Source organism: Pseudomonas mucoides (genome assembly GCF_015461845.1).
In the GTDB taxonomy this organism is placed as follows: domain Bacteria; phylum Pseudomonadota; class Gammaproteobacteria; order Pseudomonadales; family Pseudomonadaceae; genus Aquipseudomonas; species Aquipseudomonas mucoides.
Genome location: NZ_JACOPW010000001.1, coordinates 368493 through 390362, shown reverse-complemented (window position 1 = coordinate 390362; position 21870 = coordinate 368493). Strand labels below are relative to the sequence as shown.

The following is a 21870-nucleotide window of genomic DNA, read 5'->3' as shown; positions in this document are numbered from 1 at the left end:
TTGATGGCCGGGTGCTAGTGTCAAAAAATGGCCGACAATCTATTGGCCAAAAGCCCTTCATGAGTACCTAAAGAGAATGATTCGATATCTCAAAGAAGTACTGTTAGTTCTCTATTTACTTAAGAACTACGACTATTACCTCGAACGTTTAAGTGCGATGGGCATCGGTTTTCCGGTGCTTCTTTTCGGCGGCATGTTTATCGCGCTGACGGTGGCGCTGTTTATGACGGCGTACATCCGGCAGACGCTGGTCCGCCATCTGTTCGCCCTGGTGATGTTCGTGTCGGCGGTGTTTTTCGATGTCTATACGCGGGTCACGGCTGATTACCTGACCTACAGCAGCTTCGTGTCGCTGGTGTATTCGGGCGGCTTCATCCAGGAAGCGATCTACCAGTACCGTGATGCAATCATCAGTGGCCTGCTCGGCGGCATGCTGCTGTTGTTCGGCATCGGCCTCAAACCGCGTCGGCGCATGCCGCTACCCGGTGCATTGATGGTGGCAGCGCCGGTGCTTGGGGTGCTGCTGCTGAGTGCGGTGTTGTTCGTGCGGGCCGGCGAGGGCGCCCGGGGCTTGCCGATCATGTACACGCCGCTGGCCTACCTGAACCTGTTTACCTATGAAGCCCTGCACAACACCGTCGGCCCGCGTGAGCCGGTGAGCCTGGCGCGTAACGACGTACCGGTGGGCCACGACATCGTGTTGATCATCGACGAGAGCATTTCCGGCAACTACCTGGACATCAACGCGCCGTTCGGTGTGCACAGCAACCTCAAGGAGCCGCGCCCGGGTGTCGATATTTTCAACTACGGGTATGCCGCCTCGATTGCCAATTGCAGCGCCGACACCAACGTCACGTTGCGCTACGGCGGTACCCGTGCCGACTACATGCGCATCAACACGACGATGCCGTCGATCTGGCAGTACGCCAGGAAGGCCGGTCTGCGCACCGTTTACATCGATGCTCAGCGCACCGGCGGCAACCTGCAGAACCTGATGAACGATGCCGAGAAAAAGGACATCGACGAGTTCGTGCAATTCGACCAGACCAGCGTGCGTGATCGCGACATGGCGGCGGCGGCCAAACTGGTTGACCTGCTCAATGACGGCAAGCCGGAATTGGTGGTGATCAACAAGGTCGGCGCGCATTTTCCGGTTCACGATAAATACCCGGACGGGTTCATGGCGTACCGTCCGACCTTGCCGCGCGGGCAGTTTGTCGAAGTGGCCGATACCGGAAAGCGTGACGGGTTTAACGGTCAGCCGGATGACTGGGTGTTGTACCGCAATGCCTACAAGAACACCTTGCTGTGGAACGTCGGGGAGTTTTTCTCACGGGTGTTCGCCCAGGCTGATTTGAGCAATGCGCTGTTGATCTACACCTCGGACCACGGGCAAGACCTTCATGAACGGGGCAATCCCGGGCTCAATACCCATTGCGGCGGTGACCCGGTGGAAGAAGAGGGATTGGTGCCGCTGGTGGTGATTCAGGGCAGCGGGTTGAAGACTTTGGACTGGTCCGCGCAATTGGCCGCGAACAAAGATCGCTCCAGCCACTACAACATCTTCCCGACGTTGTTGCAGTTGATGGGGTATGACCTGGCGGGGGTTGAGGCGCTTTACGGAAAACCGTTGAGTGTGTCGACGGCTGATGAGTTTACGTTCAATTATCGGTTCAATGCGCGGCTGGGGGCGAAGCCGGAGTGGAAGCATATTGATTTGGAGAGCATTGTGACGCCGTCTCAGACGCCGACGAGTGTGGCGGTGGGGCAGTAAATTTTGTTGTTGTCTGGGCGGGCCTTTTCGCGAGCAGGCTCGCTCCCAGATTGGATTTGCGGTGTACACAACCCCCCCTGTGGGAGTGAGCCTGCTCGCGATGGCGTCGCCCATTCACCCGTGATCTGAAGGCTGAGCCCACCGCGTCCGATACACTATCCTTGCCTCACGCTTCTTCACGGAATTGCCCATGCTTCAGGTCCAAGGCGTCTTCAAAAGCTACGCCACCCCGCAAGGCCTGCTACCGGTGCTGCAAGGCGTCGACCTGATCCTGAAACCCGGCAGTAGCCTGGCGTTGATGGGCGAGTCAGGCAGCGGCAAAAGCACGTTGCTGCACCTGATTGCCGGGCTGGACAAGGTCGACCGGGGCAGCATCCGCAGCGGTGAGCATCGGCTGGAGCAGATGAGCGAAGGGCAACTGGCCCACTGGCGGCGTACCGAAATCGGCCTGGTGTTCCAGCAATTCAACCTGATCGGCAGCCTGCGGGTCGAGGACAACCTGGCGTTTCAGGCGCGGCTGGCAGGGCGGCATGACCCGCGCTGGCAGGCGCATCTGGTGCAACGCCTGGGGCTGAGCGATGTGCTGCGACGCTATCCCGAGCAACTGTCCGGCGGCCAACAGCAGCGCGTCGCACTGGGCCGCGCATTGGCTTCGCAGCCGAAATTGCTGCTGGCCGACGAACCCACCGGCAGCCTCGACGAAGCCACCAGCGACGAAGTGTTGAAGCTGCTCCTGGAATTGCTCGACGACACGTCCACCACGTTATTGATGGTCACGCACAGCCCACGGGTGGCTGCGCGGCTGGCGGAAAAAGTGGTGTTGCACGGTGGCCGCCTGGTTGGCGCGGACGAGCGCTGAGGTGCGGGTTTTTCGCGAGACGTTACGGGCACTGCTGAGCCATTGGCGGCAGCACCCAGTGCAATTTTTCAGCGTGCTGACGGGGTTGTGGCTCGCCACCAGTTTGCTCACGGGCGTGCAGGCGTTGAACAGTCAGGCGCGGGAAAGCTACGCACGGGCCAGTCAATTGATCGGCGGCGAACCACAAGCCAGCCTCAGCGCGCCCGGTGGCGGGACGTTTTCTCAGGCGTTGTTTGTCGACTTGCGCCGTGCCGGGTGGCCGGTGTCGCCGGTGCTGCAAGGACGGGTGACGCTCAAGGGCCATAAAGAGCAGCGCTTGCAGTTGATGGGCATTGAACCGGTGTCGCTGCCGGCCGGCTCATCCGTGGCGGGGCAGGCGTTGCCGATTGAACAGGTTGTTGAGTTTTTCAGTGCGCCGGGCAGCACCTGGATCTCGCCGCAGACCCTGCAAACCCTGGGCTTGCAGGAAGGTGAGCGTCCGCTGAGTTCGAGCGGTGAGCCTCTGCCACCGCTGCACGCACAAACCGACATGGCCCCCGGTGTGTTGCTGGTGGACATCGGCTTCGCCCAGCAGATTCTCGGTCTGCCGGATCAACTGTCGCGCTTGCTGTTGCCGAAGGATTTCAGCGCTGCGTTACCCGACGCGTTCAAGGATCAACTCCAGCTCAAGACAAGCGGTGAGGAGAACAATCTCGCGCGCCTGACCGAGAGCTTTCACCTGAACCTCGATGCCTTGGGCTTTCTGTCGTTCGTGGTCGGCCTGTTCATCGTCCATGCAGCCATTGGCCTGGCACTGGAACAACGCCGAGGCCTGCTCAGGACCCTGCGCGCCTGTGGCGTCAGCGCGCGCATGCTCATCACCTGTCTGGCGGTTGAACTTGGCGGTTTGGCGCTGGTGGGTGGCCTCGCCGGTGTGGTCAGCGGCTACCTGTTGGCCAGCGTGCTGTTGCCGGATGTCGCCGCCAGCCTGCGCGGCTTGTATGGCGCTGAAGTGGCGGGGCAGTTGAGCCTCAGCTCGTGGTGGTGGCTCAGCGGTATCGGCCTGAGTCTGCTCGGTGCATTGCTGGCCGGTGCCAACAGCCTGCTGCGGGCGGCGCGTTTGCCGTTGCTGGCATTGGCCGATCCACAAGCCTGGCATCAGGCCCACGCACGCTGGTTGCGGCGCCAGGGTTGGGTGGCGGCGACGGCGGCGGTGATTGCGCTTAGCGCTTTGATCTGGGGCGACAGCCTGGCCAGCGGATTTGTGCTGATGGCGGCGCTGTTGCTCGGTGCCGCACTGGCGCTGCCGGTGTTGCTCAATGCCGTGCTCCACCTGGTTTTGCAGCGCAGCCATTCGGTGCTCGGCCAATGGTTTATCGCCGATTGCCGTCAGCAACTGCCGGCCCTGAGCCTGGCCTTGATGGCGTTGCTGTTGGCGTTGGCGGCCAACATCGGCGCCGGCAGCATGACCGCCGGTTTCCGCGAGACATTCAGCAACTGGCTCGAACAACGCCTGACCGCCGAGCTCTACGTCAATCCGCAAACCCCGGCGCAGTCCCGCGAGCTGAACACCTGGCTCAAACAGCAACCGCAACTCTCGGCGGTGCTGCCCAGCTGGCAGGTGTCGATCCAGTTGCAGGGCTGGCCGGCGGATATTTTTGGCGTGATCGATCACCCGACCTATCGCCAGCATTGGCCGCTGCTGGAGTCCTTGGGTGACAACCCGTGGGATCGACTGGCGAAGGACGACGCGCTGATGCTCAGCGAGCAATTGGCCCGACGCCTGAAGGTACGTCTCGGTGATCACCTGACGATTCCCACCCCAGGCGGCCCGTGGTCGCCGCGCATCGTCGGGATCTACGCCGATTACGGCAACCCCAAGGGCCACTTGCTGGTTAACGTCAACCATCTGCTGCACGGCTGGCCACAGCAGGCGCCCAACCGATTTAATCTGCGCATCGAGCCGGCATTGATCCCGGCGTTTGTCAGCGCGTTGCAGGCGCGTTTCGCGCTCGACGACAACCGCATCGTCGATCAGGCGCGGCTCAAGGGCTGGTCGACGCAAGTGTTCGAACGCACTTTCGCCGCCACGGCCGCGCTCAACAGCCTGACCCTGTGTGTGGCGGGCGTGGCGTTGTTCATCAGCCTGCTGACCCAAAGCCAAAGCCGCCTCGGGCAGTTGGCGCCGCTGTGGGCGCTGGGCGTGACGCGTCGGCAATTGATGCTGCTCAACCTCGGGCAAACCTGGCTGCTGGCAGTGTTGACGCTGGTGCTGGCGTTGCCGCTGGGGATCGCGCTGGCGTGGTGCCTGGATGCGGTGATCAACGTCCAGGCGTTCGGCTGGCGCCTGCCATTGCGGGTATTTCCGATGCAACTGTTGCAGTTGATGGGGCTGGCGTTGTTCGCGACGTTACTGGCCTCGGCGTGGCCGTTGTATTCGCTGTATCGCACGCAACCGGCGGACCTGCTGAGGACGTTTGCTCATGAGGATTAAGCTCGGCTTGCTGCTGGTCATTCTATTGAGTGGCTGCGACAACTCCACACCTGTCGAGAAAGGCTTCGCCGGTCTCGGGGGCGAGGCGGCAACGTTTACTCCGGTGGTGCCCGGTCGTGTGTTCAGCTTCCCGGCGGATCACGGGCCCCATGACGGTTATCGCATCGAGTGGTGGTACGTCACCGCCAACCTCAAGGACGCGCAGGGCCGTGAATTCGGCGTGCAATGGACGCTCTTTCGCAGCGCCTTGAAAGCAGCGCCCGAAGTGGCTGGCTGGGCTAACCAGACGATCTGGCTGGGGCACGCGGCCGTGACTTCGGCGACGGTGCATCACGCGGCCGAACGCTACGCCCGCGGCGGCGTCGGTCAGGCGGGCGTGAGCGTGGCGCCGTTCAATGCGTGGATCGATGACTGGCGTTTCAGCAGTCAGGGATCTGATCCTTTAGCGGATCTTCAACTCAGTGCGCGGGACAAGGCTTTCGGTTACCAGCTTCGGCTGACATCCACGCGGCCGCTGGTGCTGCAGCGTGATAAAGGTTTCAGCCAGAAGTCCGAACAGGGCCAGGCGTCGTATTACTACAGCCAGCCGTTTTTTCAGGCCAGTGGCTCGCTGGACATCGACGGTAAAACCTACCAAGTCAGCGGCCCGGCCTGGCTCGACCGCGAATGGAGCAGCCAGCCACTGACTGCCAACCAGACCGGTTGGGACTGGTTTTCCCTGCACCTCGACAGCGGCGAGCAGGTGATGCTCTACCGCATGCGCAACAAGAACGGCGCGCCTTACCTCACCGGCACCTGGATCGACGCCGAGGGGCAGACTCAGCAACTGCACGCCGACGACATCCGCCTCACACCGCAAGACACCGCCAAAGTTGCTGGCCGTACGATGCCCGTGCGCTGGTCGATCAAAATCCCCGGCAAGCACCTCGATATCACCCTCAACGCCCTCAACCCCAACGCATGGATGGATTTGCGTATTCCTTACTGGGAGGGGCCGGTGCAACTGAGCGGCAGCCATGCCGGGCAGGGCTATCTGGAAATGACCGGTTATTGAGGCGGAACTCTCGGCTGATCGACGTCCTCCTACGTTAACAAGCCCGTTCACTGGAGCCCACCATGAGCGACGACCTCAAACCGCCAGACCTTGCCTCATGGCAGCGCCTGTTCGACGACAAAGCCTACTGGCAACAATCCCCCGACGCCCATTACGCCGAACTGCTGCGGGTGGCCGACGACTTGCTGGGGCAGGGCGCCATCGACCTCCAGCAGTGGCAAGACTTGAAGGCCAGGGCCGAGCAATCGCACAAAGACTCGCCGGCCGTGAACGTCGCCCAGGAAGTCGATGATCCTGAAGCCTGAGGCAGCCCCAACGAACGAGAAAGTGATGCCTTACAAGACACTTGGCTGACTTGGCGCAAGGAAAGTGGAAAAAGCACCGACCACAACGAGCCCTCTGGGCAAGAAACTGCAAAAACTCTTTGAAGACCGTCTATGCTCATTTGCACACATCGCGCTGACGCCTGTGCCAGAGCGGTCTGCTGCCCTTTATTACCAAGGAATGTATCGCCTATGAAACTCCATGCACTGACCAAAGCCATCACCCTCGCTACCTTGCTGTCCGCTGTCAGCCTCGGCGCCATGGCTGCCGATATCCCGCTGGCTGGCGTCGTGTTAGAGGATCAGACCACCGCCACCGTCGTCTCGGTCGACGCCGCAAACCATCAAGTCGTGCTCAAAGGGCCTGAAGGTAAAGAAGTTTCTGTACAACTGACCGACAAGGCGAAAAACCTTGGCAACTTGAAAGCCGGCGATCAAGTCGATATCAAAGTCGTTCACGCCGAAGCGGCCTACCTCGATACCGACGTCTCGAAGGCCCTGCCAGGCTCCGCCGAACGCACGGGCGACGTTCGCGCAGCGCCAGGTTCCGCCAAACCGGCTGGTGAAGCTTACCGCCAGGTTGAAGTTCAGCTGAAAATCACCCACATCGACCTGAAGAAAAACCAGGTGACCTTCGAAGGTCCGAAGGGTAAATCCAAAACGGTTGACATCGTAAGACCGGAAGTTCAAGCCAAACTCAAAGACCTGAAAGTCGGTCAAACCGTTGTCGTCACCTACACAGACATCCTGCAAGTGCATACTCACACCCCTAAAAGCTGAGTATTGACTCTATAAAATGATTGTTCTTGTATAAGTTTTTTGTACAAGAACAATCAGTTTTAATGTTCTAGGTGGTGAGTTTTGGTGGCGGTTTAAATAGTATTGCAACCGACATTTTGTTAAACATTGTGTTTGAAAATTTCATGTTCGCTAAGCGGACATATTCGAAAACTTCTATTAAAATGCCCCCGTTCGCCCAGTGTCACGGCTCTTTACCAGTGCATGGAATGCCGAGGCCATCGCACTGGGCGGACACCTTCCTTTGAAGTGTTGGCAATGAATATATATAAAAAACGGGCGATCGTATGATCGCCCGTTTTTTTATGCGGTGTGTTTTTGTAAGCGTCTGCCAATAACGTCCAGCAAGTCGCAGCCGTCGCGCAGTGGAATTGCAATTACCCGGGCTAAGTCCTGAAGTAGCGCGATGTCGGCTTTGAGCGAATCACCCAAGGATAGAGTTTCCACCAGTTGGGTGACGCTGCGGATTCGGTAGGCGGCTGTGTCGTGCAACACATCGAGAGGCGCTTCCGTATCAATCAGCAGGGAAGGGATCAGGCAGTCGATGCCGGTGATGGGCATGTATCGAGCCATGGTTGGGCCTCCTTCTCTCAAGATTGGGTGCTTTGGGGGGCTTCGGATGCGTCGCCAGGAGGGTCGAGATTGTCCAGCGCACGGTTCACCAACAATTCGCCTACTACCGCCAGCTGCTGGATTGATAGCGCGAGGCTGCGGTGTGAGCCTTCGAGTTTGCAGGCCAGGTCGGTGGTGAGGACGTGGCTGATGGGGTCGGGGGTGTTCGGATCTCGGAGGCGGGCGCTGATGGTGCGTTGGGTGGCTTGGCTGAGATCGATTGGGTCGATGGAATCGGGTGGACATTTTTTCATGGTGAAGCTCCTGTAGGGACGGAGCCGCAAAGCGGCATTTGCATGCCTTGATCGTGTTCGGTCTGTCAAAACCGGTCGCTGAGGTTGCAGCGGCTGGGGGAGGTTATCTGGGGGAGTGGGGGAATGAAAAGGAATGAAAAGGGGACGGATTTATTTTCTTGCAAAAGTGAAAAGGGGACGGATTTATTTTCTTGAATGAAAAGGGGACGGATTTATTTTCTTTCGTAAAAATAAATCCGTCCCCTTTTTTTAAGCCAATTTTGGCGGTCAGTGCCAGGGTAAATGCTTCTTCCGACGCGAACCGGGAAGTTTCCAGTAACTCTAAGAACCACTCTGCATTTAACGCAGAGAAAAGTTTCAACCATTCAGCATTATTGGCCTTGTGAGCTGGGACAGCAGATCCACCCAGTCCATGTCCCTTGCCTTCAAAAAAAAGAAAATAGTCATCGGCGTAACAATACCCGATCAACTTTGGCCACTCAGAACTATGGGGGAGCTCCGGTACAAGATCCTTTTCGGCAATTACGTAATAATTTCGGACCTTGGACTCCTGAGGTAGGCGGGAGCCGGAAAGCCAGATAAGGCATTGGGTCGCCCTGTCAATGTCGTCCATCCAGGCAGATTCTTTTTTATCCAGCTCAATAAATGCCCCACCTGATTCCTTAAGATAGAACATCATCCAACCCTCACGTCCTTCGTTGACGATCAAGTAGCTTTGTCCATAACCTTCGACAGTGAGTGACCAGCAGCCGAAAAATACTCGCTGGTCCGAGAATTCGTTAATGGTGAAGCCGGCACGCTGAATTGCATTTTTCAGTTCGGAATAAGGCATCGGTAGGCTCCCGTCATGAAATAAATCCGTCTATTTAACCGCTTTTTCGGAGATCTTTATTGTTAAAGATTCTCTAAATCAGTTGGTCCGCCATCATTAATCAGCTTTGATAGTCGCCTGTTGTAAATCTCGATGTCCTGTGCGTTCGTCGTTTTGTTTATTTCTTGGCGCAGGAATTCCATACATTTAGATATTGTCAGTTTTTCCTTGCTAGACATATCCCTGATTAGGTCAAATCCATCTTCCGATAAAACTGGGGCTTTTTTTCGCATGTAGTAATAGCACCCTATATTTTCGAGAAGATCGTTCGCGTCTTCTACGGTGCTTTTTACAGTCGTTACGTATTTTTCAAATGCATTTTTTAGAACTGACGCTGGATTTTTTTGTGTCTTGAGAAAGCCGCAAAGTCCTTGCCAGTTAATGATGTGTAACTGAGTTCCCCAGTCAGGATCTTTTGTGAAATAAATGCCGATACCTCTGAAGTATTCTGGGAATTCATCTCTGTTTAACGCTTTTTCAAAATTGCTGATCATTGAAGTTGTTCCCAGTCATCAAATTGGCTCAAAAGTTTATTCATGTCCGCTCCGTGATTGATTTTTTCAGATCCAATCAGAGCTGCTTCCTTCGAGAATGTCTACAAATACAGGTAGAGACTGATTTGTTTTATTCAATGAGATTAGTATGATGGCGTCGCCTAGCTTCAGTGCGCCACAACCATCTTCTTCATTAGATATTAATTCGGCCGTTATGTGTAGACTTCCGGTAATGAAAAGGGGACGGATTTATTTTCTTTCGTAAAAATAAATCCGTCCCATTTTTGTTCGCCTTTTTTTACTTTGTCCCCTTTGTTTTTTAGTTGGCTATAGGGGCTGTTGGTTGTGTTCTAAAAAATATAAATCGGAACTCGAATTGTCAATTTTTTTGATTTTTTTTATCTGTGCGTATTGGTTGAGTTCTGCTTCAACTATTTTTAGGTCTGTGTATTTTTGGTGTTTTTCTGGGAATTCGCATGCGTAATTGTAAAGCCGCCATGCGTCAAATCCATTTGTTCTTTCGTTAGGGCCGTAGTCGAAATCTATACAGAATTCTGGGTATTCGATCATGCAACCTCTGCCATGAAGTTGGTAGCTTATACCAGGGCTTAATTCTCCGCGTTGCTCGATTTTTTTTTCACGCCATAACGCTAGGAGAGATCTCGAGCCGAATTTCCTTTCGAGTAATACTAGTGAATCCTCAGCAGCGGTTAAAAAATCGAAAATTAATGACTCAAGCTCTATGTTCTTCATCTTCTAGGACGCTCCAGTCTGTCATTGCCAACATTTTTTGCAGAATCTAACACGTCATAATGCGAAAAGGGGACGGATTTATTTTCTTTCGTAAAAATAAATCCGTCCCCTTTTTTTATTTTTACACGTTTTTTACAACTCCCGAAAACAGAGTGGAGTCACTTTCTACAAAGGCTTTCTATTTTGATTACTAAAAAAACTATTGTAATCTGATAAAGCTTTTTCCCAGTTTTTGAATAGCTGATCCTCAGATCCTCAGATCCTTCGATGCCTTCTGATGCCGGCATGTATCTAATTAGAGGTGAAAGTTCCTCTGGGTAATCGAAGTCTGAATATATCTGCTCCACTATATTTAATGGGTCGCTGTAGCTATCTTTATTATCAAACAAAAATGAAAGCAGTAAAAAAATCCATGGTTTTGCTTTGTCTGTTTCAATAGCTGGTTCGTTGGTAGCAAGTCCGCGGAGTAAATCGAGTGTCAAGTAGCTTTCTTTCGGTAATAAAGACGCAAGGCTAATGGCCTCTTGTGAAGATTTTTCAGTTAAACCCTCGCAAGCGAATTCAGATACTCCCTTTTCGTTTATGAAGCTGTGTTCCAGTCCATAAAGAAGCTCACTCCAGTTTAGCCAGGGTGCGTGTGCATATACGTAGGAACCGTCAAGTAATAAGTCTTTCATACGTTGCCTACTTTGGCATTCTCGATGGTATTTGGTTTGGTGTGCCAGTAATTCTGCCCTCTGGTATAAATCTCTGGTGTGTTAATTTCAATTTCGAGTTCACAATCCATTCGAAGACTCCGCGTTTATCGCTCATTGTCCCTTCGAGTTGAGTGCGAAAAAGAGAAAAGGGGACAGATTTATTTTCGAACAAACAGCGAAAAGGGGACGGATTTATTTTATTTCGATTTATTTTATTTCGTAAAAATAAATCTGTCCCCTTTGTTTGGTCCCCTTTGTTTGTGGCAAAGCGACGAGTATCTCCCGCCATGGGCCGGTGATTTCTGAAGTCAAGTTCGACCTGCTGTTCAGGTTTGGATGGCATGCAAAGTCAATCGAAAAGTCGGAAAACTACAGAGCGTCGCTTGATTTTTATTTCCTCTTCTCAATATCAGTCAGTTTCGTAGTTGGCCCATCTGACTGCAAACGCTCAAGTACGATTTTCGGCCAGCGATTACGGGACCTACGTTTGGCAATGTTGTAGGTGAAATCTTGTATGCGACTTGAAGGATAAAAAAATAAGTTTGCTAAAAGCATTAAAAAATCAATACCGCTAAGGTAGTTTCTTCCTGCGGAGGCGGATCTTTTTTCAGCAATAGTCTGACGTGTGTGTTTTAGAAATTCAGATTGCTTTAAATTTGCTTCTAGCTGGCTTTTAACGAAGGCGTCAGACTGGCTGTGAGTACCGGTTTTGTCAAACCAAGGCCCGTTATTCATGTAGGATCGGATGTATTCCCAAAATCCTTTTTGCATGTCGAGTGTTTTTCCTGAGGGGCTGCCAAGACTTACCATGAGCATATTTTGAGGATTATCGAATTGTTGGACGACCACTTCAAGAGATGCATTGTTTATTCCTGCTGTATAAGGGCCGATCATCTGAAACTCGCAAACAACAGCTTGGGCTACATTCCATGGTGAGTGAAATAGTTCGCCATTATTGTCGAAATAAATCTCTTTAGTGCGTCGGTTAAATAATACCGGTAGAGGGAGTGGGCGGAGAATTTCCCAGAAAAATGGAATCAGAAGCATCGGTATACCAACTAAAAGGCCGTTCACTCCGCCTTCAATTTTTCCTGTAGAAAAAAACCAAATAGCCATCAGTAGACAAGGAACAGCTCCTAGGGCCATCAACCCAGTGACCAGACCACGATCAGTATCGGAGCTGGTTTTTAGTGATAAATAGTTTTCTGTATGTTCATCTGTAATAAAGAGCTCCATCGGAGCTTGCCCGGTGGGCTCATTTGCCGTCAGAACGACACTGGACGCTTCGCCATATTTGGTACGCGCTTCTTGAATGATATCTTTCAAAGCCATGCTATATCCTTAATTTCGATGGAGGGTAAGGTCATCCCCTCCATCGGTGAGTAGGACAGTTTGCCGCTAATGCTATTCAATGCTCTACCTTCTCGATCCGTATGGTAGACGCGTCTGTACGTTGCGACACCAGCTTCTGTTTTTACACGTGTACCTTCGTGTCGGTCGAAACTATTTTCGGTCCATTTGACTTTTTCACGCTTTCCTCCATAGCCGAAAATCCCTCCCCAAACCTCTTCCCCTTCGAAGATTATCATGTCGTCGGTAAGCGTGTTTTTACCAGGCAATCGGAGGATTAAATAGGGAGAAAAGGGGACAGATTTATTTTCGAACAAACAGAATCGAAAAGAATCGAAAAGGGGACGGATTTATTTTATTTCGTAAAAATAAATCTGTCCCCTTTGTTTTTTTGTTTTTGTTTTTGTCCCCTTTGTTTTTCCTTTGTTTTTTTTGTTTGTGCCAAAAGAGTAATAGTGCCAATTTTTTGCCTTTGCGATTATCCTACGCTTCAAGCATGAAGGATTCTATTTTTTCAATAAATGCCTTTTTGTTTTTTGTTCTGAACTCTTCTAGGAATATTTCGGAATTTTTTATGGGTTTTCCTTTGTTGTCATATTTTATTGTTAAAAAATCAATCACAAACTCTCCTTCGGGATCTCCTTCTGGTTCGACCCTTGAGTCGAAGCAGTGACCTGTGCTGCGACGTACCCCCCCCCCTAATAAAGCTGCGCTACTAAACCAGCCAGTGGTTTGTGGTGTTAGTTCAACTTCGAATAAATTGTTGATTGTGATTGTCCACCCGCTGGGGACGCGGATCGGATGGAGTTTGTATTTCAGTTCGGTATTCATTTTACTTGATTTTTCCCATGTATTTTTGAACCTGTTCAGGTGAGGCTGGGAAGCTGTGTATTACTGGTTCCCCAGCTTTCGTTAATTCTATTCTCACCCAGTGCGTCAAATCACCATTGTTGTAGCCAACAGGAGTATTTGATCGATAAAACATGTACCTGGAACCGCCGTGATCAAATACGTTCCCGCCCCGTACTGCGGAGTATGCCGCTTGTTTTTCGAAGCCACTGACGTTGTTTGCTATGTCTGGTAGATAGGAAGCTTCGGGTTTTCCGTCTCTTGTTCCTCGTCCTAGGCTCAACGATCTTGCTTGTTCCGCTGACTGAGCATTTGTATGTTTAGTCGCATGTCGGCCGTCTGGGCGCTTTGGAAATGAAAAGGGGACGGATTTATTTTCTTGCGTGAAAATAAATCCGTCCCCTTTTTCTCTTGGCTGACGCTGTGTGCTTGCAGACGGCCTTGTTCGTCGTACTGGTACTCACTGAGTAGCAGGCCCTGTTGGCGTTTTTGTTCGAGGCCGGCGAAAAGGGGACGGATTTATTTTCTTTCCTAAAAATAAATCCGTCCCCTTTTTTTTCGGAGCGTGGTTAGCCCTGTCCTATTTTATTTGTTTTTATCTATTTAAATCTTTAAAGGGATTCGAACTCGGTAGTGCAACCAAGTTTTTCAGCCTTTGGATTTCTTGTTCGAATGTGTAGTTTGGCAGGTCTTTATTTTGTTTGTCATACTCGTTCCTGAGAAGTCTAAATAGCTTGCCTGTTTTTTCTTTTGTTTTGCTGTTGAGACTGTTAATAAGGTCATAGTTGTCGGCAGATAAAAATTCAAACTTGTACTTTATTACGTAATAGGCTGTGATGTTCGAAAGTAATCCTGCCGCGTCTTCGTAATTTTCTCCGAGGTACTTTGCATACTCTTCAAATATATTTGTCAGTAAGCTTCGTGCTGCGCTTTGCGTTTTAAGTACGCCGCACATTTCCTGCCAGTTGCTGACATAAAGATGATCGCCCCAATCAGATCCCCTCGCGAAGTAAATGCCGTTTCCCTTGAAAAAATCGGCGATTTCATTCTGATCTAGAGCCGTTTCGAAAGTGGTTTTCATTGAAGCTTTTCCCAGTCATCAAAATTTTTCAACAGCGTTCCCACGTCACTATTATGGGAAACGCTATCTGATCCGATCAGAGCAGCTTCTTTTGTCCCACTTTTGGTTGCCCCGCCAGGAACCCATTCGTTCGGGTACGCACCATTTCTTTTCCATTAGGCATTTCATAGCGGAATCTTGGGTCGTCAGGCTTGATTTTAACGATATATATGCCCTCGCCCTCTAGAGTTTTTGCGCCAAGGTTTAGCTCGCTATTTAGCACCCGCCAATCGTTGTCGGCAGCTCGGTATTTCGTCGCCGAACTCCGTTTTCTTTAGCAACTGGCCTTTGAGGTCGTATTCATAAGCGGTACGACGACCGTCGAAGCCGGTTTCCTGCTGGATTAGGCCGTTAGAGTAGTAATCGAGTTGGTAGTGTTCGCCACGTTCGTTTTCGATCTCACTGAGCAGTAGGCGCGCATTGTCGTAGCGATAGCGCAGTTGGCTACTATCCGGATTGATACGACGGCTGACTAGATGCAGGTTTACGACTTAGCTCAAAAAGCGGTCCCTTCCATTTTGTCTTAAGTAGTGCAACTGAAGCTGTTGAGGAACCGCATCCTTAATTATGTAATGAAGCGCCGCCTACTTTCGCTCTATCCAAATTCGACATGCCTTTAAACGAAAGAAGAAACTCTTTAGCCTTGACTGGAGACCGGCTAGTGGGTGTCCCGTTTCATTAGGGTTTTTAGTTGTCTTTTTGGGCGTTGTAGGTTCGTAGCATTTCCTCTGAACCGTCCCAGTTCGGGGGCGTCTCCCAATTTTTATTTTTCTTTTGCCCAATTATTGCGCCAATAAATGTATTTTTTTCATCATAAAAAATGCGACCGTCCCAACTGGCACTGTCAATGAAACGCATTGATAGTATTGCGTCAGGCGCCATACTTGAAAGCGCATTTATAAGCTCTTCAAATCCAGGCATTACCGATGAAGTTGTGTTTGCAATTTCTTTTTGAGTGGTGAGTTCTTTTTTATACGCATCGCTAGTTTTTTTTATAATGTAATCGTTTTTAAAAATGAAACTTTCTTCAGTTGATTTTTTTAATAGTTGGGCCGATTTTATCCCGCCGTCTGCGAGATGAAAATTCTGCTGTAACAAATCTAATATATTCATGGCTTAAACACCTCGATATCCCCGCTGCGGGGTCCTTTCAAGAGAACTTCTTGCTCCCCCCAACGATCTTCCAAATACTGCCATGACCACTTATCGCCTTCTTTTGGGGCGCCAATTTTAACTCTCAGAATAAGTCCATCCTCTTTCGCAAATTGCCTGGCGATATCAGGTGATCTTGTCCATGAAGTATAGGGGCTGTCTCCCGAGTGTCCTCCATAATTGTGATCGTCAGGATTTACTACGCCATCAATTTTTCCGGGAGTTACCTTTCCGGAAAATGCGTCATTTTCGGCAGGATGGCCCTTATGAACACCGCGATACAGATATCCTTCCTCTGGAGTGCTTGGGAGACGAGGAAGACTCTCGTAGTCCGTTTCGCGAGATTGGTTTGATTGCTTCTCATCAGGACCGTCGCACGGTTCGCAGCTCAACCCTAATGGATCCACCCATCCTGTAGGGTTAGGCACGTACTGGTAGTTGTTCAACCCGCCTGCAAGCTTGATCGGATCCGTTTCCGCATCGAAGTACTGACCCTGGAAGCGCAGCGGGTTGTCGATTTCCTCAACGTCGAGAGTGGCGAGGTTGCCATACGCGCGGTATTTCGCCGACCACATGATTTCGCCGCTGTAGTCGGTGAGTTCCTGTGGGGTGCCGAGGTGGTCGAGTTGGTAGTAGAACGGCTCGGCTTTGAGTGGGCCTTCGCCGTCGAGCATTGCCAATGGGCGGAATGACCCCGGTTCGTAGATGTAGCTGCGATAACGGTTGTCGGCGCTTTCGGCGATTAGGCGTTCGCCTTGCCACAGGAACTCCGTCGTGTGGCCATCTACGGTTTTGGCGATGCGGCGGCCAAAGGCGTCATATTTGTAGGTTGCATAGCTGCCGCCGGGGAGGCTAACGCCGATCAGGCGGTGCTGGCAGTCGTAACGGTACTCGGTGACAAGTTTCTGTCCGGTTCCTCGACGTTCGCGCGCCAGGTTGCCGTAGGCGTCGTAATCGTAGTGGCGGTCGCCCTGCATGAGCAGGCGGTTGCCTTTGAGGTTGGCCAGGTTTGCGGTTGGCTGGTCGCCCTGGCCCAGGAGGTTGCCCGCCGGGTCGTGCGCAAAGCTTTCCGGGGTGCTGCCACGGACGTTGATCAGGCGATCAAGCGGATCGTAATGGTAGCTGCGATTACCTTTGCGGCTGTCGTCAATGCCCGCGAGGTTGCCATTGGCATCGTAGGCGTAGCGCCGCTGGAACAGGTTGCGATCTTGCTGACCCACCGTGTGGGCTTGCAGTCGGCCTTGTTCGTCGTACCGGTATTGGCTGAGCAGCAGGCCTTGTTGACGTTGCTGCTCGCGGCCGGCGCTGAACTGGTGCGAAAAGGGGATTTCTGAAGCACGGGTCGATAGGGTTGAGCCAGTACACCCGGATCAATTCCTGAAGTAAAGCTCATCCAGTTGCCGTTTCCGAATCCGCAGATATTCCTCCCATACCTTAGGGAAATCTTCATCTTTAGTGAGGGGGAAGGTCAGATAAATGTACTTGCCTTTAACACTTATATACTCGCGTGCACGTTTGAAGGCAGGTTGTTCGTACATCGAGATGCTTTCATCGTATCCGTCATGGCTGTGGGAGATGCTTACCCTGTGCGGAGCGATCATACCTCGCGCAAAGTCAATCACCCATCCTTGATCCAGCCCAGTGCTCAAATAGCCGAAAACACCATCGTTTGAGAGTCGAATGCATGTTTTCGCCTGAGCACCATCGTCATCGTTGACGACAATGATCTTGTCTCTGAAGTACTGGATTTTTCGCTGATCCGGTCCCTGCAGAACCAGATTCCAGCCTTCAGCTGACATGCGAAATTCCCCCTGATTCTCGAACTCTGCAATCCAGCCGTTTGAAAGACTGATCTGGTGTTTATTCATGAGAGGCCCTGCTTGTTTGATTTATAGGGTAGATGTACTGCGAGTGGTGACTGTCTAACTTTCCTGATTTTTCGGGATCTTGGCGTTTTGTGGTTACGGAAAGTCAGAGAGCCAAGTCAGACATTGGGCTGGCTTATCGGTATCGTCCATCCAAGCCGATTCTCTCTTGTCCAGCTCTGTAATTGTTCCCGCCGCACTAGCTCGATAACAAATCATCCAACCATTGCGTCCTTCATTGACGATCAGATAGGTTGCTCCATGGCCTTCGACAGTCAACGACCAATAACCGAAAAATGCGCGCTGGTCCGAGAATTCGATTACGGTGAACCCGGCACGCTTAACCGCATTGAAAAGAATACGATATAAAAACCAAAGATTTACAAATGCTTTCATTCGAACAACGGCTTCAAAAACTAAAAAAGACGCGCAGCCAGCAGCTGGTCTTGTCGTCAGCCTGGCCTTCGCGGTCCCAGTGGAATTCCACTTTGACGCGGCCGTACTGATCGCAGTGGATCTCTTCACCCTTGGGCCCGGTGACCACGGCGCTTTGGCTGCCGAGGATGCGCGGTTTCTTTTGCGTCAGCGGCGGACGGTTCGGCACGTCCCATGGGGTGGCCTGGAAGCGGTTGCGATAACCCTGGTGGAAATCGCCCTTGAGGCTGGTGGTGTCGCTGGTGACCGATTCTTCCAGCACCTGCGGCTGTTTGCCTTCGTGCAGGACTTCGGTCAGCAGCCAAAGGTCGTTCCATTTGGCTTTCGGGTGTTGGGTCAGGGCCAGGAAATGGCCGCTGACCAGCAACGGCTGATCGCTTTTGCCTTCGGCCAGCTGGAAGTCGCTGCGGTGGCGTTCCAGGTTGCGCTTGGCCAGGTGTTTGCCGCGCTCTCGGTCGATGAAACAGCCTGGTAAATACCGAGATATTGAAAGGCTTTGTGCGGGACTTTGTTGTGCGGGCAGGGGATGTTAATGTTCGGTCTCTGTTGCATTTTATAAGGATATTTCCAGTGCTACGTCAGCTCGTACTTGCCCTGCCAGCCATGATGTTTTTAGTCGGTTGCGAGGCGGAATCCGGTCCTTTGCCTACCAGCAAGAGTCTTGCACCAGAGAAAGTCTCCACCATCGCTGCCACCATTGCGAAGACTTACCCTCATCTTTCCAGCGAACTGCGCGGGAAGGTGCTCAACACCGTCGTGCAGTCCATCGACAATATGGTGTTTGTCGAGGGTGGACAGTTTGATATGGGGGACTTTGGCTGGATTTGTGAATATGATGAAAAGGATGTGTGTACCTGGCCCTGCGGGCAAGACCCCAAGCAGCTTTGTAACATTAGCAGAGATGGGAATGATGATTTTGTACATCCAGTCAAGCTAAGTAGCTACTATTTTTCTAAGTTTCAGACTAGGTTGATTGATTTTGACTTGTATTTTGCCGCGATGGGACAACCATTGTTTGATGCTGAAGATCGAGAGCGCGAAGACTTAAAGTATCTATATGCGCCTGATCTTCCAGCGCCCACCAAAAGTTGGCAAGAAGCAAAAGATTATTGTCTTTGGATTGGCCGGTTAAGTGGGTATCCAGTTGATTTGCCGACAGAGGCGCAATGGGAGTATGCGGCGCGTAGTCGTGGTCAGCATGTACTGTATCCCACTGATAATGGTAGTTTAAACTTTGGGCGTAATTTTCCAGCTAAAAGTACAGGAAATACATATGCGGTTGATAGTTTTACTCCCAATCCGCTAGGTATATATAATATGTCTGGAAATGCTACAGATTGGGTTAGCGACTGGTACGGGAAGGATTATTATCAGCATTCTCCATTGGAGAATCCACGGGGTCCTGAACTTGGTACTCAGAGGGTCCGGCGTGGGTCAAATTATCCTGAGGGACCTATAGCTGCAGCTCCAGTTGTTCGGCGCTGGGCTGATGCCCCATCAAAAGATGCACACTATCCAGGAACCAGTTTTCGTTGTGCTATACAATCGGATAAATCTTTATAGTATCCGGAGTAGGGGGCGCCAAGGGTGCCCCTACTGGTCGTCTGTCTTTAAGCTAATCCGTCAAATAAGTTACTACGTCGAGCAGCTACTAAAACATTTTCTTTGCGCCACGGTAAACCTGGTGTCCAAGCCAGCATTCCCTTAGGTTGAGCGGATGAATTGGTACTTATTGCTAACGAACCGATAAAACGGTTGAATTCTCGTTGTTCGCTTCCGTCTAGAAGAGCATTTAGACGGTCTAAACTATGTATTGCGTTTACTTTGCTGCCATTTTTAGAACAGTGCTCCAACACCTCGATGAAGTGACGCCAACTTCGCAAATGTGACAGCAACAAGACAACAGCTTTTTCCTGATTCTCCGCCCAGCTTTCAACAAAGCTCTCCGTTAATAAATAAAGCATGGGGCCAAGGGTTTCTGGCGGCATCATTTGGAGTGGGATTTTTTTACCATTAACATTGACGAATTGATTACTAAGCAAATATGTCGCAAGGCTTTGAGCTTCTTCCTTTGTAGCCTTTCGTCTCAGCCACCAACGTTCCATGCTATCGAAACCTTCTACGAAAGCTTTTCCAGCTGCTTCCCCCGGATGTGTTGCAACATGAAATAACCCCTTGGCCATGTAGCTAAACGCTTCTTCCGTCACTGCCAGCTGATAATGAAAGTCTGCTTTCGACAATGCACTGCAAAAAATAAATGCAAGATTCCCTACCTGTTCCAAATCTACTGCTGTACCAAATCCACCGCCGGCACCCGGACCAAATACCAGGCTGGCCTTGCAGTTGATTGCCAAGCGATCTGCATTGATCTCAATACCGAAATCAAAACCCGCTCCAATGCCAAGCGCCACATTGCCTTCAGCCTTGACCTCAACTAGACTCGCCCAGTCTGTACTGCCACTATCATTCGCCTGTCCCGCGACAATTTTGCCGCCCCCTTGCTTGGCCGGATCAAGCCACTTCAACGTTCCGGTCAATGTGCCGCCACCTTGTACACCGGCGAAGGCGTTGCCCTTCAAACCAACGCTGCCTCCGCGCTTTTTATCCACCGCCATGCTCGGTGTGCTGAGCAACGCTGTAGCCCCCGACGCTTCAACTTCTTTGGGTTTATATTGCGCTTTGACGCCAGCCTGACCTTGGGCTGTCGCCCCGGCGAAACACGATAGCTCCACTTTTCCGTCGAGACGGAAAATGCCGATGTCACTCACCACTTCTTTGCCTTCGGCATTGCGGTAAGGCATCCGCACCACGTAACCGCCCTGATCGGGGAAGAAACTCTTGAGCGCAACAGAGCCTTCCGCCAGCGAGATCGCTGCACTGCCTTTCACGCCCACTTCGATGTTGCCTTTACCGGGCTCCCAGCTGTTGATGCCGGCGCTGGCGGTGGCGGCAAAACGGAAGGCGTGAGCTTCGGCGGAGACGGCGTATTTCGCGGAGTCTGCCTGATTGGAAGTCCAGGAGCATTCTTTGTGCAGGGCATTAAGCAGGTTGTCGTCTTTGCTCGTCCAGCTCGTAAACTTGGCTTCCAGACTACCAAGGGGGCTGGTTTTTCGGCTTTCATTGACGGCGGACTTGATGTCCTTGAACAGCTCTTTAGCCAGGTTTTTATCGAGTGGCTTGCCCTGCATTACCTTCGTGCTGACCTTCACTTTCCAGTCAAGTTGTTCCCGGTAACTCATCGGTATGTAGTGCCGGCGACTTGGGTCGCTGAACGAGATGACTTCGATAACGGTAATGCCCGTTTTTACTTGTCGACCCTTTTGGCTTTCGGTGGCTTTTCCCTTGCCATGCTTGATGTCCGGCGCAGCGCTGTTGGCGCTGGTGGAACTGTCGCCGGCTTCTGCCTTTCCTTGCGCTGCGATCTTGGTTCGCAGGGATTCAATCTCGGCGTTCAGTTCGAGTACTTTTTTGGCTTGCAGCTGTTTCCAGTTACTCTCCAGATAATTGCCTTCAAATGTTGCCTTGGGCTCATACCGCTGGTACCAGTCACGTGCCTGCTGCACCGTTGCCAACTGTCCCTGCAAGTCTTCTTTACGAGTTATGGTGGCGGTCGCTTTTTTTTCCGGCGGTGGCTCTGAGCGCTGTACCAACCCGGCATCTTCAGCCTTGACGTTCCAGGCGTCTTTGACACATCGCGAGCAGGCGCAATAGGTCTGAGGATTTGATGCCTTGGTGCATTTACTCGCTTCGGTGGCTTTGGCCAGGTTCTGGTGCAGCTCGTCCATGAGTTTCTGGACGAGGTCAGTCTGTGTTTTTAGTGCTTTCGACTCTTTTTCCGTCAGAATATAAAAAGTGTCTTCACCGGTGATATGCACCACGTCCACCAGTTCGTCCTTGCATTGAGCTTCGCCCTTGACACTGGTGGTGCTCTGGTTGTCCGCATGCTTGGGCGGCGGCAACACTTTAGTGGCTGGTAGCTGCAACACCCAACCGGCTTTGATGTGGTTGGGGTCGGTAATAATGGGGTTAAGTGCCCGTAGATCCGCCACAGAGCATTTGTTTGCGCTGGCAATATTGCCGAGGATATCGCCGCTTTTGACGGTATAGGTGTTGCTCATTACTCATCGTCCTTGTGA

The 21870-nt window shown here is 51.9% G+C and carries 21 protein-coding genes and 3 pseudogenes; 7 read left to right on the top strand and 17 right to left on the bottom strand.

The annotated features are described in order from the left end of the window. Positions 1-76 precede the first annotated feature (76 nt). The 6 genes from H8F22_RS01900 (at position 77) to H8F22_RS01875 (ending at position 7263) form a co-directional block, all read left to right on the top strand. Entirely contained in the window at positions 77-1774 is a 1698-nt protein-coding gene (locus H8F22_RS01900; protein ID WP_194939702.1) for a sulfatase-like hydrolase/transferase, read from the top strand. Between the two features lie 190 nt (positions 1775-1964). Further along, positions 1965-2633: an ABC transporter ATP-binding protein gene (locus tag H8F22_RS01895; RefSeq protein WP_059181110.1), complete on the top strand. Its 669-nt coding sequence runs from the start codon at positions 1965-1967 to the stop codon at positions 2631-2633. A gap of 1 nt (position 2634) precedes the next feature. After that, positions 2635-5106 (top strand): ABC transporter permease, encoded by a 2472-nt coding sequence (locus H8F22_RS01890; protein WP_194939701.1) that lies wholly within the window; start codon positions 2635-2637, stop codon positions 5104-5106. Continuing rightward, complete coding sequence (locus H8F22_RS01885; protein ID WP_194939700.1) at positions 5096-6160, top strand: lipocalin-like domain-containing protein; 1065 nt, start codon at positions 5096-5098, stop codon at positions 6158-6160. Before H8F22_RS01890 ends, H8F22_RS01885 begins: the two co-directional genes overlap by 11 nt. A 62-nt stretch (positions 6161-6222) precedes the next feature. Then, the gene (locus H8F22_RS01880) at positions 6223-6465 is read left to right on the top strand and encodes a hypothetical protein (RefSeq protein ID WP_027921348.1); all 243 of its coding nucleotides are present in this window, start codon (positions 6223-6225) and stop codon (positions 6463-6465) included. Positions 6466-6675: 210 nt separating this feature from the next. Further along, entirely contained in the window at positions 6676-7263 is a 588-nt protein-coding gene (locus H8F22_RS01875) for a hypothetical protein (RefSeq protein WP_194939699.1), read from the top strand. 321 nt (positions 7264-7584) lie between these two features. Here H8F22_RS01875 and H8F22_RS01870 read toward each other — a convergent pair whose 3' ends face one another. From H8F22_RS01870 to tssI, 16 genes and pseudogenes are all read right to left on the bottom strand, one after another. Further along, entirely contained in the window at positions 7585-7854 is a 270-nt protein-coding gene (locus H8F22_RS01870; RefSeq protein ID WP_194939698.1) for a hypothetical protein, read from the bottom strand. A gap of 17 nt (positions 7855-7871) precedes the next feature. Next, positions 7872-8147: a DUF6124 family protein gene (locus H8F22_RS01865; RefSeq protein WP_027921345.1), complete on the bottom strand. Its 276-nt coding sequence runs from the start codon at positions 8145-8147 to the stop codon at positions 7872-7874. A 103-nt stretch (positions 8148-8250) separates the two neighbouring features. Further along, entirely contained in the window at positions 8251-8979 is a 729-nt protein-coding gene (locus H8F22_RS01860; protein ID WP_032833366.1) for a hypothetical protein, read from the bottom strand. A gap of 62 nt (positions 8980-9041) precedes the next feature. Then, a complete protein-coding gene (locus H8F22_RS01855) occupies positions 9042-9512 on the bottom strand; it encodes a hypothetical protein (protein WP_027921344.1) in 471 nt (156 codons plus the stop codon). A gap of 327 nt (positions 9513-9839) precedes the next feature. Beyond that, entirely contained in the window at positions 9840-10265 is a 426-nt protein-coding gene (locus H8F22_RS01850; protein WP_027921343.1) for a DUF6896 domain-containing protein, read from the bottom strand. Between the two features lie 158 nt (positions 10266-10423). Continuing rightward, positions 10424-10942, bottom strand: a complete 519-nt coding sequence (locus H8F22_RS01845) for a DUF2247 family protein (protein ID WP_194939697.1) — start codon at positions 10940-10942, stop codon at positions 10424-10426. A gap of 411 nt (positions 10943-11353) precedes the next feature. Next, entirely contained in the window at positions 11354-12295 is a 942-nt protein-coding gene (locus tag H8F22_RS01840; RefSeq protein ID WP_027921342.1) for a hypothetical protein, read from the bottom strand. Then, positions 12286-12630, bottom strand: coding sequence for a hypothetical protein (locus tag H8F22_RS01835; protein WP_155953682.1), 345 nt, complete (start codon positions 12628-12630; stop codon positions 12286-12288). Before H8F22_RS01835 ends, H8F22_RS01840 begins: the two co-directional genes overlap by 10 nt. Before the next feature lie 166 nt (positions 12631-12796). After that, positions 12797-13144 (bottom strand): hypothetical protein, encoded by a 348-nt coding sequence (locus tag H8F22_RS01830; RefSeq protein WP_194939696.1) that lies wholly within the window; start codon positions 13142-13144, stop codon positions 12797-12799. A 613-nt stretch (positions 13145-13757) separates the two neighbouring features. Next, complete coding sequence (locus tag H8F22_RS01825) at positions 13758-14243, bottom strand: hypothetical protein (RefSeq protein WP_228758649.1); 486 nt, start codon at positions 14241-14243, stop codon at positions 13758-13760. 290 nt (positions 14244-14533) lie between these two features. After that, a pseudogene (locus tag H8F22_RS33020) lies at positions 14534-14767 on the bottom strand (hypothetical protein); the annotation flags it as partial. A gap of 202 nt (positions 14768-14969) precedes the next feature. Beyond that, the gene (locus H8F22_RS01820; RefSeq protein ID WP_032833365.1) at positions 14970-15395 is read right to left on the bottom strand and encodes a hypothetical protein; all 426 of its coding nucleotides are present in this window, start codon (positions 15393-15395) and stop codon (positions 14970-14972) included. After that, a pseudogene (locus H8F22_RS01815) lies at positions 15392-16753 on the bottom strand (RHS repeat domain-containing protein); the annotation flags it as partial. The pseudogene H8F22_RS01815 and the gene H8F22_RS01820, both read right to left, overlap by 4 nt. 51 nt (positions 16754-16804) lie before the next feature. Next, positions 16805-17302, bottom strand: a complete 498-nt coding sequence (locus H8F22_RS01810; RefSeq protein ID WP_027921338.1) for a hypothetical protein — start codon at positions 17300-17302, stop codon at positions 16805-16807. Between the two features lie 93 nt (positions 17303-17395). Then, positions 17396-17695 (bottom strand): hypothetical protein, encoded by a 300-nt coding sequence (locus H8F22_RS01805; protein ID WP_177327587.1) that lies wholly within the window; start codon positions 17693-17695, stop codon positions 17396-17398. Between the two features lie 28 nt (positions 17696-17723). Continuing rightward, positions 17724-18206, bottom strand: a pseudogene (gene tssI, locus H8F22_RS01800) (type VI secretion system tip protein TssI/VgrG); the annotation flags it as partial. A gap of 98 nt (positions 18207-18304) precedes the next feature. Here tssI and H8F22_RS01795 point away from each other — a divergent pair. Beyond that, positions 18305-19297, top strand: coding sequence for a formylglycine-generating enzyme family protein (locus H8F22_RS01795; protein ID WP_081743840.1), 993 nt, complete (start codon positions 18305-18307; stop codon positions 19295-19297). Positions 19298-19344: 47 nt separating this feature from the next. Here H8F22_RS01795 and H8F22_RS01790 read toward each other — a convergent pair whose 3' ends face one another. Further along, entirely contained in the window at positions 19345-21852 is a 2508-nt protein-coding gene (locus H8F22_RS01790) for a LysM peptidoglycan-binding domain-containing protein (RefSeq protein ID WP_081743830.1), read from the bottom strand. Positions 21853-21870 lie beyond the last annotated feature (18 nt).

What these genes read in the sequence shown, in the direction of transcription:
- H8F22_RS01900 (WP_194939702.1), top strand. Translation starts at nt 77, where the DNA reads ATGATTCGATATCTCAAAGAAGTACTGTTAGTTCTCTATTTACTTAAG.
- H8F22_RS01895 (WP_059181110.1), top strand. Translation starts at nt 1,965, where the DNA reads ATGCTTCAGGTCCAAGGCGTCTTCAAAAGCTACGCCACCCCGCAAGGC.
- H8F22_RS01885 (WP_194939700.1), top strand. Translation starts at nt 5,096, where the DNA reads ATGAGGATTAAGCTCGGCTTGCTGCTGGTCATTCTATTGAGTGGCTGC.
- H8F22_RS01880 (WP_027921348.1), top strand. Translation starts at nt 6,223, where the DNA reads ATGAGCGACGACCTCAAACCGCCAGACCTTGCCTCATGGCAGCGCCTG.
- H8F22_RS01875 (WP_194939699.1), top strand. Translation starts at nt 6,676, where the DNA reads ATGAAACTCCATGCACTGACCAAAGCCATCACCCTCGCTACCTTGCTG.
- H8F22_RS01870 (WP_194939698.1), bottom strand. Translation starts at nt 7,854, where the DNA reads ATGGCTCGATACATGCCCATCACCGGCATCGACTGCCTGATCCCTTCC.
- H8F22_RS01865 (WP_027921345.1), bottom strand. Translation starts at nt 8,147, where the DNA reads ATGAAAAAATGTCCACCCGATTCCATCGACCCAATCGATCTCAGCCAA.
- H8F22_RS01860 (WP_032833366.1), bottom strand. Translation starts at nt 8,979, where the DNA reads ATGCCTTATTCCGAACTGAAAAATGCAATTCAGCGTGCCGGCTTCACC.
- H8F22_RS01855 (WP_027921344.1), bottom strand. Translation starts at nt 9,512, where the DNA reads ATGATCAGCAATTTTGAAAAAGCGTTAAACAGAGATGAATTCCCAGAA.
- H8F22_RS01850 (WP_027921343.1), bottom strand. Translation starts at nt 10,265, where the DNA reads ATGAAGAACATAGAGCTTGAGTCATTAATTTTCGATTTTTTAACCGCT.
- H8F22_RS01845 (WP_194939697.1), bottom strand. Translation starts at nt 10,942, where the DNA reads ATGAAAGACTTATTACTTGACGGTTCCTACGTATATGCACACGCACCC.
- H8F22_RS01840 (WP_027921342.1), bottom strand. Translation starts at nt 12,295, where the DNA reads ATGGCTTTGAAAGATATCATTCAAGAAGCGCGTACCAAATATGGCGAA.
- H8F22_RS01830 (WP_194939696.1), bottom strand. Translation starts at nt 13,144, where the DNA reads ATGAATACCGAACTGAAATACAAACTCCATCCGATCCGCGTCCCCAGC.
- H8F22_RS01825 (WP_228758649.1), bottom strand. Translation starts at nt 14,243, where the DNA reads ATGAAAACCACTTTCGAAACGGCTCTAGATCAGAATGAAATCGCCGAT.
- H8F22_RS01820 (WP_032833365.1), bottom strand. Translation starts at nt 15,395, where the DNA reads ATGAATATATTAGATTTGTTACAGCAGAATTTTCATCTCGCAGACGGC.
- H8F22_RS01810 (WP_027921338.1), bottom strand. Translation starts at nt 17,302, where the DNA reads ATGAATAAACACCAGATCAGTCTTTCAAACGGCTGGATTGCAGAGTTC.
- H8F22_RS01805 (WP_177327587.1), bottom strand. Translation starts at nt 17,695, where the DNA reads ATGAAAGCATTTGTAAATCTTTGGTTTTTATATCGTATTCTTTTCAAT.
- H8F22_RS01790 (WP_081743830.1), bottom strand. Translation starts at nt 21,852, where the DNA reads ATGAGCAACACCTATACCGTCAAAAGCGGCGATATCCTCGGCAATATT.